At 67.0% G+C, this 15,634-nt stretch carries 11 protein-coding genes; 5 read left to right on the top strand and 6 right to left on the bottom strand.

What is annotated here, in order from left to right; translation table 11 throughout:
- Entirely contained in the window at positions 1 to 1,161 is a 1,161-nt protein-coding gene (locus KB879_RS14270; RefSeq protein ID WP_013953444.1) for an efflux RND transporter periplasmic adaptor subunit, read from the top strand.
- A gap of 6 nt (positions 1,162 to 1,167) precedes the next feature.
- A complete protein-coding gene (locus tag KB879_RS14265; RefSeq protein WP_013953443.1) occupies positions 1,168 to 4,284 on the top strand; it encodes an efflux RND transporter permease subunit in 3,117 nt (1,038 codons plus the stop codon).
- Between the two features lie 175 nt (positions 4,285 to 4,459).
- Here KB879_RS14265 and KB879_RS14260 read toward each other — a convergent pair whose 3' ends face one another.
- Positions 4,460 to 4,825, bottom strand: coding sequence for a hypothetical protein (locus KB879_RS14260; protein WP_013953442.1), 366 nt, complete (start codon positions 4,823 to 4,825; stop codon positions 4,460 to 4,462).
- A gap of 121 nt (positions 4,826 to 4,946) precedes the next feature.
- Entirely contained in the window at positions 4,947 to 7,412 is a 2,466-nt protein-coding gene (locus tag KB879_RS14255; RefSeq protein WP_211981863.1) for a DUF3772 domain-containing protein, read from the bottom strand.
- A gap of 478 nt (positions 7,413 to 7,890) precedes the next feature.
- Between KB879_RS14255 and KB879_RS14250 the strand changes: the two genes are divergently transcribed.
- Entirely contained in the window at positions 7,891 to 8,559 is a 669-nt protein-coding gene (locus KB879_RS14250) for an alpha/beta hydrolase (RefSeq protein WP_013953440.1), read from the top strand.
- Between the two features lie 18 nt (positions 8,560 to 8,577).
- Here the strand turns inward: KB879_RS14250 and KB879_RS14245 are convergent, their stop codons facing one another.
- The 3 genes from KB879_RS14245 to KB879_RS14235 all read right to left on the bottom strand — a co-directional run bounded on the left by KB879_RS14245 (position 8,578) and on the right by KB879_RS14235 (position 12,485).
- Positions 8,578 to 9,303 carry a GntR family transcriptional regulator gene (locus tag KB879_RS14245; RefSeq protein ID WP_211981861.1) on the bottom strand — a complete coding sequence of 242 codons (726 nt, stop codon included), beginning with the start codon at positions 9,301 to 9,303 and terminating at the stop codon, positions 8,578 to 8,580.
- Positions 9,304 to 9,371: 68 nt separating this feature from the next.
- Positions 9,372 to 10,700, bottom strand: coding sequence for an MFS transporter (locus tag KB879_RS14240; RefSeq protein WP_211981858.1), 1,329 nt, complete (start codon positions 10,698 to 10,700; stop codon positions 9,372 to 9,374).
- Positions 10,701 to 10,829: 129 nt separating this feature from the next.
- On the bottom strand, positions 10,830 to 12,485 hold the full coding sequence (locus KB879_RS14235; RefSeq protein WP_013953437.1) for a GMC family oxidoreductase: 1,656 nt from the start codon (positions 12,483 to 12,485) through the stop codon (positions 10,830 to 10,832).
- Between the two features lie 130 nt (positions 12,486 to 12,615).
- On the opposite strand from KB879_RS14235, the gene KB879_RS14230 reads away from it, so the two are divergent.
- Positions 12,616 to 13,440, top strand: a complete 825-nt coding sequence (locus KB879_RS14230; protein ID WP_211981856.1) for an IclR family transcriptional regulator — start codon at positions 12,616 to 12,618, stop codon at positions 13,438 to 13,440.
- Positions 13,441 to 13,458: 18 nt separating this feature from the next.
- Here the strand turns inward: KB879_RS14230 and KB879_RS14225 are convergent, their stop codons facing one another.
- On the bottom strand, positions 13,459 to 14,502 hold the full coding sequence (locus KB879_RS14225; RefSeq protein ID WP_228772328.1) for a LysR family transcriptional regulator: 1,044 nt from the start codon (positions 14,500 to 14,502) through the stop codon (positions 13,459 to 13,461).
- Between the two features lie 135 nt (positions 14,503 to 14,637).
- Between KB879_RS14225 and KB879_RS14220 the strand changes: the two genes are divergently transcribed.
- Positions 14,638 to 15,627: a tripartite tricarboxylate transporter substrate binding protein gene (locus KB879_RS14220; protein WP_153953402.1), complete on the top strand. Its 990-nt coding sequence runs from the start codon at positions 14,638 to 14,640 to the stop codon at positions 15,625 to 15,627.
- Positions 15,628 to 15,634: the final 7 nt, after the last annotated feature.

Genomic DNA, 15,634 nt, shown 5'->3' with positions numbered 1-15,634 from the left:
ATGCGTCTCAATTTCCTGCTTTCGCTGACGGCCGCTGCCGTCCTGACGTTCAGCCTGGCGGCCTGCTCCGACAAACCTGAACCCGTTGCCGAAGCGCCCAAGTTGCCGCCGGGCGTGATCCAGCCCGAGGGCAACCTGCAGAAGGGGCTGAAGGTGGCGCCGGTGGCCACCTCCCCGTTCAGCGAGATGCTGCGCGTGGCCGGCCGTGTCGACTTCGACGAGCAGCGCGTGGCGCGCATCGGCGCCAGCGTGACCGGCCGCGTGACCGACCTCTATGCCACCCTGGGCCAGGAAGTGAAGGCCGGCCAGGTGCTGGCGCGCCTGCACAGCAGCGAGCTGGGCGCGGCGCAGATGGCCTTCCTGAAGAGCGAGGCCCAGACCGAGCTGCAGGGCCGCAACGCCGAGCGTGCGCGCCAGCTGTTTGCCGCCGACGTGATCGGCCGCGGCGAGCTGCAGCGCCGCGAGAGCGAACTGGCGATTGCCTCGGCCGAGATGCGCGCCTATCGCGACCAGCTACGCGTGCTGGGCATGTCGCAGGCATCGATCGCCGATCTGGCCAGGAGCGGCAGCATCAATTCGCATTCGCCGGTGTTTTCCAGCATCAGCGGCACCGTGGTCGAGCGCAACGTGGCGCAAGGACAGGTGGTGCAGCCGGCCGATGCGCTCTATACCGTGGCAGACCTGTCGCGCGTATGGGTGGTGGCCGAAGTGCCAGAGCAGCAGGCCGCCCAGGTGGCCGAAGGGCAGAGCGTTGACATCGAGGTGCCTTCGCTTGGCAACGGTGCGGGCAGCAAGAACATTACCGGCAAGCTGATCTACGTCGGCCGCACGGTCAACCCACAGTCGCGCACGGTGCTGGTCCGTACCGAGCTGGAGAACCGCGAAGGCCGCCTCAAGCCTGCCATGCTGGCCAGCATGCTGATCGCCGGCAAGCCGGTCGACCAGCTGGTGATCCCGGCCGCCTCGGTGGTGCGCGATGGCAATGACGAGCTGGTCTATGTCGAGATGCCGGGCAACAAGTACCGTCTCACCAAGGTCAAGCTGGGCGCCGAGAGCGACGGCATGCGCGTGGTGCAGAACGGTGTGAAGGCCGGCGACCGCATCGTGGTCGATGGCGCCTTCCATCTCGACAACGAGCGCAAGCGCCTCGAGCAAGGGTAATCGGCCATGATGAAATCCCTAGTCGAAGCCGCCATCAAGCAGCGGCTGGTGGTGTGCGTGATTGCCGTGGTGCTGTTCTTCTTCGGCCTGCGCGCTGCCACCAAGCTGTCGGTGGATGCTTTCCCCGATGTCACCAACGTGCAGGTGCAGATCGCCACCGAAGCCGCGGGCCGCTCACCCGAGGAAGTCGAGCGTTTTGTCACCGTGCCGGTGGAAATGGCCATGACCGGCCTGCCCGGACTGGAAGAGATGCGCTCGCTGAACAAGGCGGGCCTGTCGCTGATCACGCTGGTGTTTACCGATGCCACCGACGTGTACTTTGCCCGCCAGCTGGTGATGGAGCGCCTGATCGAAGTGGGCGGGCGCATGCCGGAAGGCGTGTCGCCGGTCCTGGGCCCGGTTTCCACCGGCCTGGGCGAGGTCTACCAGTACACGCTGGACCGTGCCGACGACGGCAACCGCGAACTGACGCAGGAAGAGCTGGCCGAGCGCCGCATCGCCCAGGACTGGGTGGTGCGCCCGCTGCTGCGCTCGATTCCGGGCGTGGCCGAGATCAACTCGCAGGGCGGCTACGTGCGCCAATATCAGGCGCTGGTCAACCCGGAACGCATGCGCCACTACCAGATCTCGACCCAGCAGGTCTATGAGGCGCTGGCGCGCAACAACGCCAACTCCGGCGGCGGCGTGCTGCCGCACTATGCCGAGCAGTACCTGATCCGCGGCGTGGGCCTGGCCCGCGGCGTGGATGACCTGGGCAGCATCGTGCTCAAGGAGATCAACGGCACGCCGGTGTACCTGCGCGACGTGGCCAACGTCACCATCGGGCATGAGGTGCGGCAGGGCGCGCTGGTCAAGAACGGGCAGACCGAGGCGGTCGGCGGCATCGTCATGATGATGCGCGGCGGCAATGCCAAGGAGGTGGTCAGCCGCGTGAAGGCACGCGTGGCCGAGATCAACGAGCGCGGCATGCTGCCGGGCAAGCTGCAGATCGTGCCGTACTACGATCGCAGCGAACTGGTCGACTCCGCACTGTGGACCGTGACCAAGGTGCTGCTGGAAGGCGTGGTGCTGGTGGTGATCGTGCTGTTCCTGTTCCTGGGCGACGTGCGTTCGTCGCTGATCGTGCTGGCCACGCTGGTATTGACGCCCTTGCTGACCTTCATGGTGATGAACGAGGTGGGCCTGTCGGCCAACCTGATGTCGCTGGGGGGGCTGGCCATTGCCATCGGTCTGATGGTCGACGGCTCGGTGGTGGTGGTCGAGAACGCGTTCGAGCGGCTCGGCCACAAGGAGCCGGGCCTCACCAAGACCGAGATCCTGGTCAAGGCCGTGCAGGAAGTGGCCACGCCGGTGATCGTGGGCGTGGGCATCATCATCCTGGTGTTCCTGCCGCTGATGACGCTGTCGGGGATGGAAGGCAAGATGTTTGCGCCGCTGGCGTTCACCATCTCGATCGCATTGGCGATCTCGCTGTTCCTGTCGCTGACGCTGTCGCCGGTGCTGTCGTCGTACCTGCTCAAGGGCGGCGCGGAGCACGACACGCATGTGATCGCCTTCATGAAGCGCCACTACCTGCGCCTGCTGCACTGGGCGCTGGGCAACAGCCGCAAGACGGTGCTCTGCGCGGTGGCGGCTTTCGTCGCCACGCTGGCGATCGTGCCGCTGCTGGGCACCTCGTTCATTCCGGAAATGAAGGAAGGCTCGATCGTGCCGGCGATCGACCGCGTGCCCAATATCTCGCTGGAAGAGTCGATCAAGCTGGAGAAGGAAGCCAACAAGCTGGTGCTGAGCGTGCCGGGCGTGAAGTCGGTAGTGTCCGGCGTGGGCCGCGGCGAAAGCCCGGCCGACCCGCAGGGCCAGAACGAGTCGACCCCGATCGCCAGCCTGAAGGACCGCGACGAGTGGCCCGACGGCTGGACCCAGGACGATATCGCCAACGCCATCCGCGACAAGCTCAAGGCCATTCCCGGCGTGCAGATCGTGATGGCGCAGCCGATCTCGGACCGCGTCGACGAAATGGTCAGCGGCGTGCGTTCGGACGTGGCGGTGAAGGTGTTCGGCGACGACCTGGACAAGCTGCGCGAGCTGGCGGGCGAGATCGCCCGCGTGGCCGGCGGCATCCAGGGCTCGCAGGACATTCGCATCGAGCGCGTGTCGGGGCAGCAGTACCTGTCGATCGAGATCGACCGCCAGGCGATTGCGCGATACGGGCTGAACGTGTCCGACATCCATGACGTGATCGAGATCGCCATCGGCGGCAAGCGCGCCACGGACATTTTCGAAGGCGAGCGCCGCTTTGCCGCGGCGGTGCGCCTGCCGGAGGAGTTCCGCAACAACGAGCAGGCCATCCGCCAGCTGCTGGTGTCCACGCCCAACGGCACCCAGGTGCCGCTGCAGAGCGTGGCCAGGATCGAGGTCAACGACGGCCCGGCCCAGATCAGCCGCGAAATGGCCAAGCGCCGCGTGGTGGTGATGATCAACGTGAAGGACCGTGACCTCGGCGGCTTCGTGGCCGAGCTGCAGCAGGCCACCGGCGCCAAGGTGAAGCTGCCCGAAGGCTACTACCTGGAGTGGGGCGGTCAGTTCCAGAACATGGAACGCGCCATGGGCCACCTGAAGATCATCGTGCCGGTGACCATTGCCGCGATCTTCTTCCTGCTGTTCCTGCTGTTCAACTCGCTGCGCTTTGCCACGCTGATCATCACGGTGCTGCCGTTTGCCTCCATCGGCGGCATCATCGGGTTGTTCGTTACTGGCGAATACCTGTCGGTGCCGGCCTCGGTAGGCTTTATCGCGCTGTGGGGCATGGCGGTGCTGAACGGGGTGGTGCTGGTGTCGTATATCCGCACGCTGCGCGACTCGGGTTTGTCGGTCGATGAGGCGGTGGTGCAGGGCGCGACTCAGCGTTTCCGCCCGGTGATGATGACCGCGACCATTGCGATGCTGGGCCTGGTGCCGTTCCTGTTCTCGACGGGGCCGGGCTCGGAGGTGCAGCGTCCGCTGGCGGTGGTGGTGATCGGCGGGTTGATTACGTCGACGCTGCTGACGCTGGTGATGGTGCCTACGCTGTATCGCTGGTTTGATGATCGCAGGCCGGATCCGACCAGGGATGTGCCGGTGTAAGGCGACATCGTCTCGCGTCGCGCTGGTCTCGCGTCCCGCTGGTTTGCTCCCCTCTCCCGCAAGCGGGAGAGGGAGCACCCAATCGGTAGTCTGTGCGGCGCATGCTTGCCGGTATCTTCAAGACAAACGCCCCATGCTTGGCATGGGGCGTTTCTTTTTTGCACAGCCGCCTTATTCAATAACCGTAATACGGCTGCTGCTGTTCGTAATACCCCGGCGGCTGCGGACCGCAAGGCACGTAGGCACGGTCGTAGTCGCGGTAGCAATAGCCTGGCGGCGCTGCCGGCGGTGCGTATGAGACGGGAGCCGGCGCGTAGGTCACCGGCGCCGGGGCGTAGGTGACAGGGGGCGGTGCCGCCATGACTGGCGCCGAAGCCAGGGCCGCGCCAAAGGCCAGGCCGACCAGGGCGCCGACAGCCAGCATCGCTCCGGCATTCGAGCCGCCGCCGTGGTGGTAGCGGTCGCGCGCCGACGCCGGGCCGGCTGCCACCAGCGCCACGCTCAGGGCAACCGCTGAAACGATTCGGGTGGAGGGGCGCATATCGGACTCCTTCTGATGCAGCTTGTGTGCATTCATGATGGACGCAAAGTGCCCCTCAATGTGTTTCGGCGCGGCCGGCGACTTGTTAGGGTTGTAACGGCTGCTTTAATGCCGGTGCTGGTCAGCCGGCGGCCAGCGCGCGCTCTGGCTCCTGCCCGAATGGCGGCATGTTTTCCAGCCGCAGCGATTGCGGCACCGACAGCGAGATGTCGGCGGCGCGCAGGCGCTTGAGGATCTCGAACAACAGGTCGCTGCGCGTGTTGGCGGCGATGCGGGGGCTGCCGACATAGCCCGTCACCGACAGCGTGATGCCGTTGGGCGCCAGCTGGCTGAACATGACTGAGGGAGCCGGCACGTCGAGGATGGTCTCGTTCTCGCGGTAGACATCCAGCAGCAGGTCGCGCAGCTGTTCGGGGTCGGTATTCAGGGGGAAGGTGAGTTGCAGCGACGCCACCCCCTGGGTGCTGTTGCTCATGGTCACGTTGCGCAGGTTTTGCGAGATCAGCTGCGAGTTGGGCACGATCACGGTGGAGCGGTCGCCCAGCTGGATCTCGGTGGCGCGCACGTTGATGCGGCGGATATCGCCCTCCACGCCGGCAATGCTGACCATGTCGCCCACCTTGACCGGCCGCTCGGTCAGCAGGATCAGGCCGGAGACGAAGTTCTTCACGATCTCCTGCAGGCCGAAGCCGATGCCCACCGACAGCGCGCTGACGATCCACGCCAGGTTGTCCCAGCGCACGCCCAGCAGCGACAGCACCAGCAGCACCAGCAACACATAGCCGACATTGCTGTACAGCGTGATCAGCGAGGCGCGCAGGCCCGGCTCCTTGCAGACCTTGGGCAGCAGTTCCCCATCGAGCCAGCGCCGCACCGAGCGCAGCAGCCAGATGCCGACTCCGAGAGCGATCAGCGCATTCAGGATGCGGTCGGGCATGATGTTGAGGCTGTGCAGCTTCTCGCCGCCCAGCACCATTACCAGGCTGTTGAGCAGGTCCGCGGGTGTGGTGCCGAAGCCGCCTGTCAGCAGCGCCAGCACCGCCACCAGCAGCAGCACGCTGGCGCCGATGCCTGACAGGATGGTGGACGCCTGCTCCAGGTGCGAATCGTCCACGCCGAACAGCTGCTTGATGACGCGCCCGCTGGCGTAGTTGGTCGAGAGCAGGCTTTCGCAGACGTCGCGCGTAACCTGGGTCAGCAAGTACAGGCTGCACAGCACGATGTCGAACCAGACCAGCTCGTAGGTCAGGAAGCGCGCAAAGCTGATATAGCCGGCCAGCAGCGCCACCACCGACACCAGCACGATGACCGACACGCCGGCGTGGATCATGCCCGCCAGGGTGGCGCGCGCCTCGGGCCGCTCGCCCGCGGCGGCCAGCACGTTGCGCACGCGGTTGGCGCGCAGCAGCGCGGCGCCGATGGTCAGCACCACCACCAGCGACACCAGCCCGCGCCACAGCAGCGTGACCTGGACGCTGGTATCGGCAATGCGGTTCAGTTGCTCGAGCGTGCCGGCCAGCAGCAGCAGGCCGGCCAGCACGGCGGGGAACGGCTTCATCGCCAGCGCGACCGGATCGGCCAGCGCCGGCAGGCGCCAGGAGGGATGGCGCGTGCACAGCAGCGCGCGCCCCAGGCCCGCGATCAGCGCGCTGGTCAGCGTCAGCTTGAGCAGCTGGCCGTACAGCTCTGTCAGGTCCGGCGGCAGTTCATAGCTGCGCGTAAAGGCGTTGTAGACGAGTTGCACCGCCAGCCCGGTGGTGCACAAGGTGGCCAGGGTGGTGGCCAGCGCCAGGGCGCTGCGGCGCAAACGCGTCGCCGGCAGCTTGTTCAGGCAGAACCACGCCAGTGCCCGTTCGGCCAGGCGCCGGCCCAGGGTCCATACGGCCAGGGCCAGCAGCAGCAAGGCGATGGTGGCGGCGCGCTGTGACGGCTGCCAGGCCAGTTGCGCCATTGGCACCACCTGGTCGGTAAAGGTGGCCAGGCGCGCCTGGTCTTCCTGCGTCGGGCTGGCCAGCGGCTTCCAGAACTGCGGATTCAGGATGCTCTCGGAGCGCAGCGCGAGCTGGTCCTTGATCTGGCTGCGCTGCAGCCGCGCCAGCTGGTCGCTCAGGTTTGCGATGTTCGCCTTGCTCTCGCCCGCCTGCTTGAGTTGTGCGTCAAGCTGGGCACGGCGCGCATTCAGTTCGGCGCGCTGCCTGACGACCGCAGGCGCTTCCTTGGTGGTGCCGTCCGCCGGTGGCGGACCCAGCACGTCCAGCTGCGCCTGCAGCTGCGCACGCTGCGGCGTCAGGGCCGAAGACAGCTTGGCGACGTCGGCACTGAGCTTTTGCAGCGCTTCTTCGAGTTCATGCAGCCTGGTGTTGCCATCCGGGTCGGAGGCCTGCTGCTTGATGCGGTCCTGCTCGGTCTGCAAGCGCTTGAGTTCGGCGGTGGCCTCGCCGTGGGTGATGGCGGGCGCCTGCTGGGCGCCGGCCTCTGAAGCCGCTTCGGATGCCGGGGCGGCCAGGGCGGCGGGCAGCGTGGCCGGCATCAGGTGGCATAGCGCAGCGAACGCAAGGCCCAGTGCGAGCCGTGAAACTTTGCTCATGGCGGAATCTCGTCGGATGGTGACGGCTTGCGGCGGCTCCGGCATCGGCAAGGCATCGCGCTGGCATGCGTCGGATGCGGCGGCGATGGGATGCGGGAACGGCCGGAACACCGGCAATGAACACGGGAAGGGATGACCGCTCGCAGGCGCTCCCTTCGGCGAAGTCTGGTCAGGGCACGAAGCGCGGCGGGCTGCCTGGCAGGCCGGTGCGCGTGACACGGGACGTGCTGACCGATGGCGGCGGGGCCCAGGGGAAAACGGTAAACGGCCTTGCCGCGGTTCGCAGAATTATACGAAAGCGGATGCGCCACCCAGCTCCGAGGGGTGCCGGATGGTGCACTGGCTGACATTTTGATACGGATACGCGCGCGCGGCGCGCGGTGCAGGGCCGGGCGCCAGCCGGCGCGGCCTGCGGGAATGGCATTACCATCACGGTTTTCGGGCCGCAGGCGGCCCATTGTCATCACCAGGAGAAGGCATGACTGTTCCGTCAGGCACGGAAAAGGCGCAGCTCGGCGGCGAGGCCGGGCAGATTGAAATGTTGGTCGACCGTCCCGCCGGCGCGCCGCGAGGCATCGCCGTGGTGGCGCATCCGCATCCGCTGCTGGGCGGCTCGGCCACGCACAAGGTGCCGCACCAGCTGGCCAAGGCGCTGGTGGCACGCGGCTTCCTGACGGTGCGGCCGAATTTCCGCGGGGTCGAGGGGTCCGCGGGCGAGCATGACCAGGGCAGCGGCGAGGCGCAGGACATGCTCGCCGTCATCGCCCATCTGCGCGAGGCCCATCCCGGCCTGCCGCTGGCACTGGCAGGCTTTTCCTTTGGTGCGTTCGTGATGGCCCATGTCGCCGCCACGCTGGCGGCGCAGTCCGTGCCGATCCGGCACCTGGTGCTTGCCGGCACGCCTTACGGCACCGTCAAGGCGCATCGCAGCTATGACACGCCGGCCGTGCCCGCCGATTGCCTGGTGGTCCATGGCGAGCGTGACGAGCGCGCGGAACTCGGCGCGCTGTTCGACTGGGCGCGCCCGCAGGGGCTGCCCGTGGTGGTGGTGCCGGGGGCGGACCACTTCTTTACCGGCAAGCTGCCGCTGCTGGTCCGTATCGTCGGCGGGTACCTGGATCGCCCCGATGCGGGGGCGGCCGCCTGACAGCTCAGGGTCGAGGCCTCAGGCGTTCGGCAGCGCCGGCGCGCCGGCGATCGGGTCGGGATGGATCTGCATCAGCGCGGCGCGCTTCTCCAGCAAGTGCTGGCGCAGGATGGCCGACAGCCGCTTGCCGTCGCGGGCTTCCAGCGCGCGGATCATCTCCTCGTGGTCGTGCACGGCGCGGTCCCATTTGCCGGGCTGGTGGTTGGAGCGGAAACGCATCGCCTTGAGCCGCCGGTTGAGCGTCAGGTAGGTCTGCTGTAGCGTCTGGTTGCGCGCGGCCTCGGCAATGCGGTCATGGATTTCCTGGTTGCGGGCGTAATAGCCGGGCAGGTCGTTCTGCGCGCGGCAGGCAAGCATGGCGTAGTGCAGCGCCTTGATCTCGGCCAGCTCCGGCGGCGTGATGCGCTCGCACGCCAGCTCCCCGGCAAAGGCCTCCAGGCCGCTCATCAGCTCGAAGGCTTCCCAGGCCTCGGCCTCGCTCATCCGTGACACGCTCGCGCCGCGGTTGGGCGAGATCTCGATCAGCCCCTCGGCGGCCAGCACCTTCAGCGCCTCGCGCAGCGGCGTGCGCGAGATGCCCAGCGTTTCACACAGCTCGCGCTCATTGAGCTTCATGCCCGGCGGCAGCACCCCCTCGACGATAAAGTTGCGCAGGTGGTCGACCACGGTGTCGTGCAGCCGCTGGCGCACGACCCTGGGCAGGAGCGGGGCGGCGGCCGCACCGGTGCCGTCCGGAGTTTGCATGCAATGTCCCTGTCATTGGCGTTGCGCCATTCTAAGACATTGCCGGCGGGCGGCGGCCCGCTCCACGCCTAGCGTGCCGGACCGCGCAGCGGCATGCCGTTTTCGCGCGGCGCCTGGGAGCCTTCGCCCCGCCCGATCAGCGCCACCGACAACGCCGACACCACCCCTGCGAAGGCCACGTAGGCGCAGATCTGCCAGGGCTTGCCGCCGCCCGACCTGAGCAGTGCCGTGGCGATGATGGGCGTGATGCCGGACGCGAAGATCCCCGAGAACTGGTAGACGAACGAAATGCCGGTATATCGCACCCTGGCATCGAACAGCTCGCAGAACAGCGCCGCTTCCGGGCCGTAGACCGCGGCGTAGAGGATGCCGAACGGCACCACGATGGACAGCCACAGCAGCATGGTGTTGCCGCCGCTGTTCAGCATCAGCCAGAACGCCGGGAACGCGGACAAGGCCGTGATCAGCGAGCCCCAGAAATACACGCGGGTGCGGCCGATGCGGTCGGACAGGTGGCCGAAGAACGGAATGAAGAAGCACATCGCAATGGCCGCCGCCATCACGCCGACCAGCGCTTCAGTCCGGCTGATATGGATGGTCTGAGTCAGGTAGGTGATCGAGAACACGCCGAAGATGTTGAAGAAGACTCCGTCGATATAGCGCGCGCCCATGCCCTTGAGGATATTGCCGGGGTAGCGCCGCATCATGTCGACAAAGGGAATCTGGGTCTCGGCATTGCGCTGCTTGATCACGGCGAATTCAGGCGTCTCCTTGACGTTGAGGCGGATATACATGCCCACGAACACCATCCCCGCTGAGATCACGAAGGCCACGCGCCAGCCCCAGGCCAGGAACTGCGCATCGGTCAGGGTCAGCGACAGCAGCGCCACCACGCCGGATGCCAGGCACAGTCCGATCGCCAGCCCGATCTGCGGCAGCGACGCATAGAAGCCCCGTTTGCCCGGCGGCGCGTACTCATAGGCCATCAGCACCGCGCCGCCCCATTCGCCGCCCAGGCCGATGCCCTGCAGCACGCGCAGCAGCAGCAACAGGATCGGCGCCAGGATGCCGATGCTGTCGTAGGTCGGCACCAGTCCGATCAGGAAGGTGGACACGCCCATGATCATCAGCGTGATCACCAGCATGCTCTTGCGGCCGACCTTGTCGCCAAAGTGCCCGAAGATCACGCCGCCCAGCGGCCGCGTGACAAAGCCCACCGCAAAGGTGGTGTAGGCCAGGATGGTGGCCACCAGCGGGTCATTGCCGGGGAAGTACAGCTTGTTGAAGACCAGGCCGGCGACCACGCCGTACAGGAAGAAGTCATACCACTCGATGGTGGCGCCGATCACGGACGCCAGCGCGACCTTGCGGATCGCCTGTTCGTTGGGGCTTGTCATGCTTGTCTCCTCTGGTGATGGGCGGCGTCCTCTGGAAGGATGGTTATGGACGCCGGATGCACTGCAGGGTTTGGCCTTGTTATGGATGCCTGGCCTTGGTTGTTCGCAATCAGGATTGGCGCAACCCGCTCAGGCGGCTGCTGCCATCGGGGTCGCAACGTCGACGGGATGCATTTCCCGCCTAGCGTCTTCGCGGATGAAGTCGGCCGCGCGCTCGGCCATCATCACCACTGGTACGTTGGTGTTGCCCGAGACCAGCGTGGGCATCACCGAGCAGTCCACCACGCGCAGCCCGCCCACGCCATGCACGCGCAGGCGTGCATCGACCACGGCCAGCGGATCGGCGGCGGGACCCATTTTCGCGGTGCCGGACGGATGAAAGATGGTGGCGCCGTACTCGCGGCAGAAATGCAGGATCTCTTCGTCGCTGCGCACCTCGTCGCCCGGCCGGAACTCGCGTTTCATCAGGCCGCGCATCGGTTCGGTCTGCGCCACGCGCCGGGCGTAGCGCACCGCTGCCACGGTACAGCGCCGGTCCAGCTCGGCCGACAGGTAGTTGGGCTGCATCGACGGCGGCTCATAAGGGTCGGTCGAGCGGATCCGCACCGTGCCGCGCGACTCGGGCCGCAGCTGGCATACCGAATAGGTGCAGCCGGAGAAGGGATGCACCATGCCGCCCGCCATGTCGGCGGACAGGGTCGAGAAATGGAACTGCGTGTCCGGCGTGGCGCTTTCCTGCGGCAATGCGCGGCAGAACATCGCGCCCTGGTTGATGCCGATCGCCAGCGGCCCCTTGCGCATCAGCAGCCATTCCAGGCCCATGCGCGCCTTGCCCGTCAGCGAGCGCAGCTGGTCGTTGGTGGTGATCGGCTTTGCCACCTCGTAGATCAGCCGCACCTGCAGATGGTCCTGCAGGTTCTCGCCCACGCCCGGCAGGGCATGCACCACCGGTACGCCCAGGTCCTGCATCAACGGCGCCGGGCCGATGCCCGACAGCTGCAGCAACTGCGGCGATTGCAGCGCGCCGGCGCACAGGATTACCTCGCGCCGCGCCCGCAGGATGTAGCGCTGGCCATGCTGGGTGTAGCGCACGCCCACTGCACGCTTGCCTTCGAACAGGATCCCGGTGGTGTGGGCATCGGTCTCGACGCGCAGGTTCGTGCGCCCGCGCACTGGACGCAGGTAGGCCACCGCGGTGGAGCAACGCCAGCCGTTGCGGGTGGTGAGCTGGTAATAGCCCACGCCCTCCTGGTCGCCACCGTTGAAGTCGGTCTGGCGCGGCAGGCCAAGGGCCTGGCCGGCGCCGATGAAGGCATCGACCAGCGGATGCTGCCGGTCGATCGAGGTCGCGTTCAGCGGGCCGTCGGTGCCGCGCGTGGGGCCGGCGCCAAGGTCGTTGTTCTCGAGCTTGCGGAAGTAGGGCAGGCAGTTGTCCCAGCCCCAGCCCGGATTGCCCAGCGTCTCCCAGTGGTCATAGTCCTCGCGCTGGCCGCGTACGTAGATCAGGCCGTTGATGGCGCTGCTGCCGCCCAGCGTGCGGCCGCGCGGCCAGTAGATGCGGCGATTGAGCATGTTGGGATCGGGATCCGTATAGAAGCCCCAGTTCACTTGCTTGTGGAACATGGTCTTGCCATAGCCGATCGGGATATGGATCCACGGGTAGCGGTCGGGCGGGCCGGCCTCCAGCAGGCAGACGGAATACCGGCCGTCTTCGCTGAGCCGGTTGGCCAGCACACACCCGGCCGAGCCGGCGCCTACCACGATGTAGTCAACGGTTTGCGACATCGTCGCTGTCTCCTTTTCTGGCCGGCAGGCACGTAGCCACCCGGCTTCGATCTATAATCTGAAACGTTCTGTTCCGGATTTTATTTTTCCAGGCCGGAATGGAAAGCTCAATCGCGAGGAGACGTCGGTTGTGAAACAGAACGTGCAATTCCCGTTTCAGAATCGCACTGCAGCAGAAGACGGCGCGGTGGAGGACGATGCACGCAGCCTGCGCGTGCTGATGGTGCTGTCCAGCCTGGCCAGGGCGCAGCATCCGCAGACGCTTTCCCAGCTTTCGCAGCGGCTGCATGTGCCCAAGGCGACACTGATGCGCCTGCTGGCCGCCATGGAGCGCACCGGCTTCGTGGTCCGCATGCCCGCCGAGCGCGGCTACGTGCCCGGCCCGGGCGCCGCAGCCCTGTCACTGCAGACCCTCAGGAGCCCGCCGATGCTGCGCGAGTGCCGCGCCATCCTGGCCAGGCTGGTGGCGAGCCTGGGCGAGACCTGCAACCTCACCGCGCTAGACGGCGACCGGGTCCTCTACGTAGAGCGCGTCGAGACCCACGAGCCACTGCGCCTGCAGCTGTCGCCCGGCATCCACGTGCCGCTGCACTGTACCGCCAGCGGCAAGCTGTTCCTGTCGGCGATGAACCGGCTGGAACGCCAGCAGATGCTCAGGCGCCTGGACCTGGCCCCGCACACGCCGCGCACGCTGTCCGATGTGCCTGTCCTCAATGCCGAACTGGACCGGCTGGGCGCGCGCGGCATCGGTGTGGACCATGAGGAATTCGTGCGCGGCATGTGCGCGGTGGCCGTGCCGGTGCGGGAGCCGGATGGGGAGGGTTCAGGCCGGGTGGTGGCTGCGATTGCCTGTCATGCGCCGACGGCACGGGCTACGCTTGAGGCGCTGCTGCAGGCGGTGCCGACGTTGCAGGGGGCGGCGAGGGAGATGGCGGCGGTACTGTGCGCGCACTGAGCCGGGCCGGCTTCCCGCTCAGCGCTTGCGAATGCCAGCCGCCGCCACCGCGCGCGCGGCCAGCAACGGCACTGGCTCGGCCATGAGGGTCTCGCCGGCCCGGCGCATGACGAGCTCGCGAAACAGGCGCGCCGGCGTGCGTGGCGTGAGTTCGTCGTTCCAGACCGCCACTACCGGCTCCACGCGGCTGCCGAGTTCGAAGCGAAGCGCTCTTGCCACCTTGGCCAGGGTGAGCTGCGCGGCAATGCGCTCGGGGAACACCGCGAGGAAATGACCCGCCTGCAACAGACTGGCCGTGGCGGCCACATCGCTGGTGCGGATGCCAAGCGAGGGCGCCGGCGCCCCAAGGGTATGAAACGCCGTGTGCAGCAGGTGAAGCATGCGCGAGCCTGCCACCGGAATGCACCATTGCTGCCCGGACAGTTCCCGCGCCGCCAGCTTGCGGCGCGTGAGCAGCGGATGGTACAGGCTGGCGACGATCACCACCTTCTGCGCGGGGACCACCGGCGCCGTGCGCAGCGCGGGTAACGACAGGCGCGGATCGTCATAGGCGAATAGCAGGTCCAGCGAGCCATCCACCAGTTGATCCGCCAGTTCGCCGATGCCGCCTTCGATCACGCTGATCTCCACGCGCGGATTGTCACGGTAGAAGTCGCTCATTGCCCGCGCCAGGAAGGGCTGCACCGACATCGTCCGGAACGCGATGCGCAACGCACCCTGGCTGCCGGCACGCACCGCCTGAAGCGATTCGGCGAGCCGTTCGAGCTGCGCCAGCAAGACCGCCGCATGGGCCGCCATCTCCCGTCCGGGCTCTGTCAGGTGCAGGCCGCGGCGGTTGCGCTCGAACAGCGGCATGCCCACGATGTCTTCGATCTCGGCCAGTGTCTTGGACACCGCGGCGGGGCTGACGTGAAAGCGCGCGGCGACGGCGGCGGCGGTTGGCATCTCGCTCAGCGCCAGCATGATGCGCAGGTGGCGCAGCTTGAGGCGGCCAAGCAGGGTATGGGCGAAGGTTTCGGCAGGCATGGGGCAGGCGATGATCGGCGGGGCTGGGTGGCTCATTCTACAAGTTAACCATTTGCTCAACAAACAGCGATTTTTATTCGCTTTTGGTATCGGAACGGATCCCATATAGTCGGCGCATCACCTGATTCATTCCAAGCCATCACGAGGCAATCAGACCTCAGGAGGAGACCCATGGAAGCAGTGAGCCATTTGCGCTCGATCATGCGCGGCATGCTTGCCGGCGCAGCCTTGCTCGCGGCCACCTGCGCAAGTGCCGCACCCGCGTGGCCCGACCGGCCGCTGCGCCTGGTCGTGCCGTTCCCGGCCGGCGGTTCCTACGACATCATTGGCCGCACGCTCGCGCGCAAGCTGGAACAGCGGCTGGGGCAGCCGGTGGTGGTGGAGAACATCGCCGGCGGCGCGACCGTGCCGGGCGTGTCGTCGGTGCTCAAGGAGAAGGCCGACGGCAATACGCTGCTGCTGGCCAGCGACGGCACGCTCAATATCAATCCGTTCACGATCAAGGGCCTGCGCTATCGCCCCGATACCGACCTGACGCCGGTGACCATCGTCAGCACCGTGCCGCACTGGATCATCACGCGCGCCGACCGCAAGGAGATGACGCTGGGTGAGCTGAAGACGCATATCCAGCGCAATCCCGGCAAGGTGTCGATCAGCATCAATGTCGTCGCGGGGGCCGCGCACCTTGGCCTGGCCGACTGGAAGCGCCGCAATGGCCTGGATTTCACCATCGTTCCGTATCGCGGCTCGCCGCCGGCCATGGCGGACCTGATCGGCGGCCAGACCTACGCGCATGTCGATGTGATCGGCTCTTCGGTCAACTACGTCCAGGATGGCAAGGCCAAGCCCCTGGCCACGCTGCAGGCGGAGCCCATCACGCAGTTTCCCGCCCTCGAAACGCAGAAGGCGGGCGGCACGGATGCGCTGCAGGTACGCGGCAACCTGGCGCTGGTGGTCAAGGCGGGCACGCCGGCTCCGGTCATCGACAGGCTCTACAGGGAAGTGAAGGCCAGCGTGCAGGAAGCGGACTTTGCCGCGCGCCTGCAGACGCTTGCCTATGAGCCGGTCCTTTCCACCCCCGAGCAGGCCCGCCGCTTCCTGCAAGCGGAGACGATCCGCTACGGTGCCATTGCGCGCGCGGTCGATCTCGAATCTAACTGAACCCTTC

Source organism: Cupriavidus sp. KK10, from assembly GCF_018223725.1.
In the GTDB taxonomy this organism is placed as follows: domain Bacteria; phylum Pseudomonadota; class Gammaproteobacteria; order Burkholderiales; family Burkholderiaceae; genus Cupriavidus; species Cupriavidus necator.
Note: the sequence above shows the minus strand (reverse complement) of the source record. Positions and strands in the feature narration are given on the sequence as shown.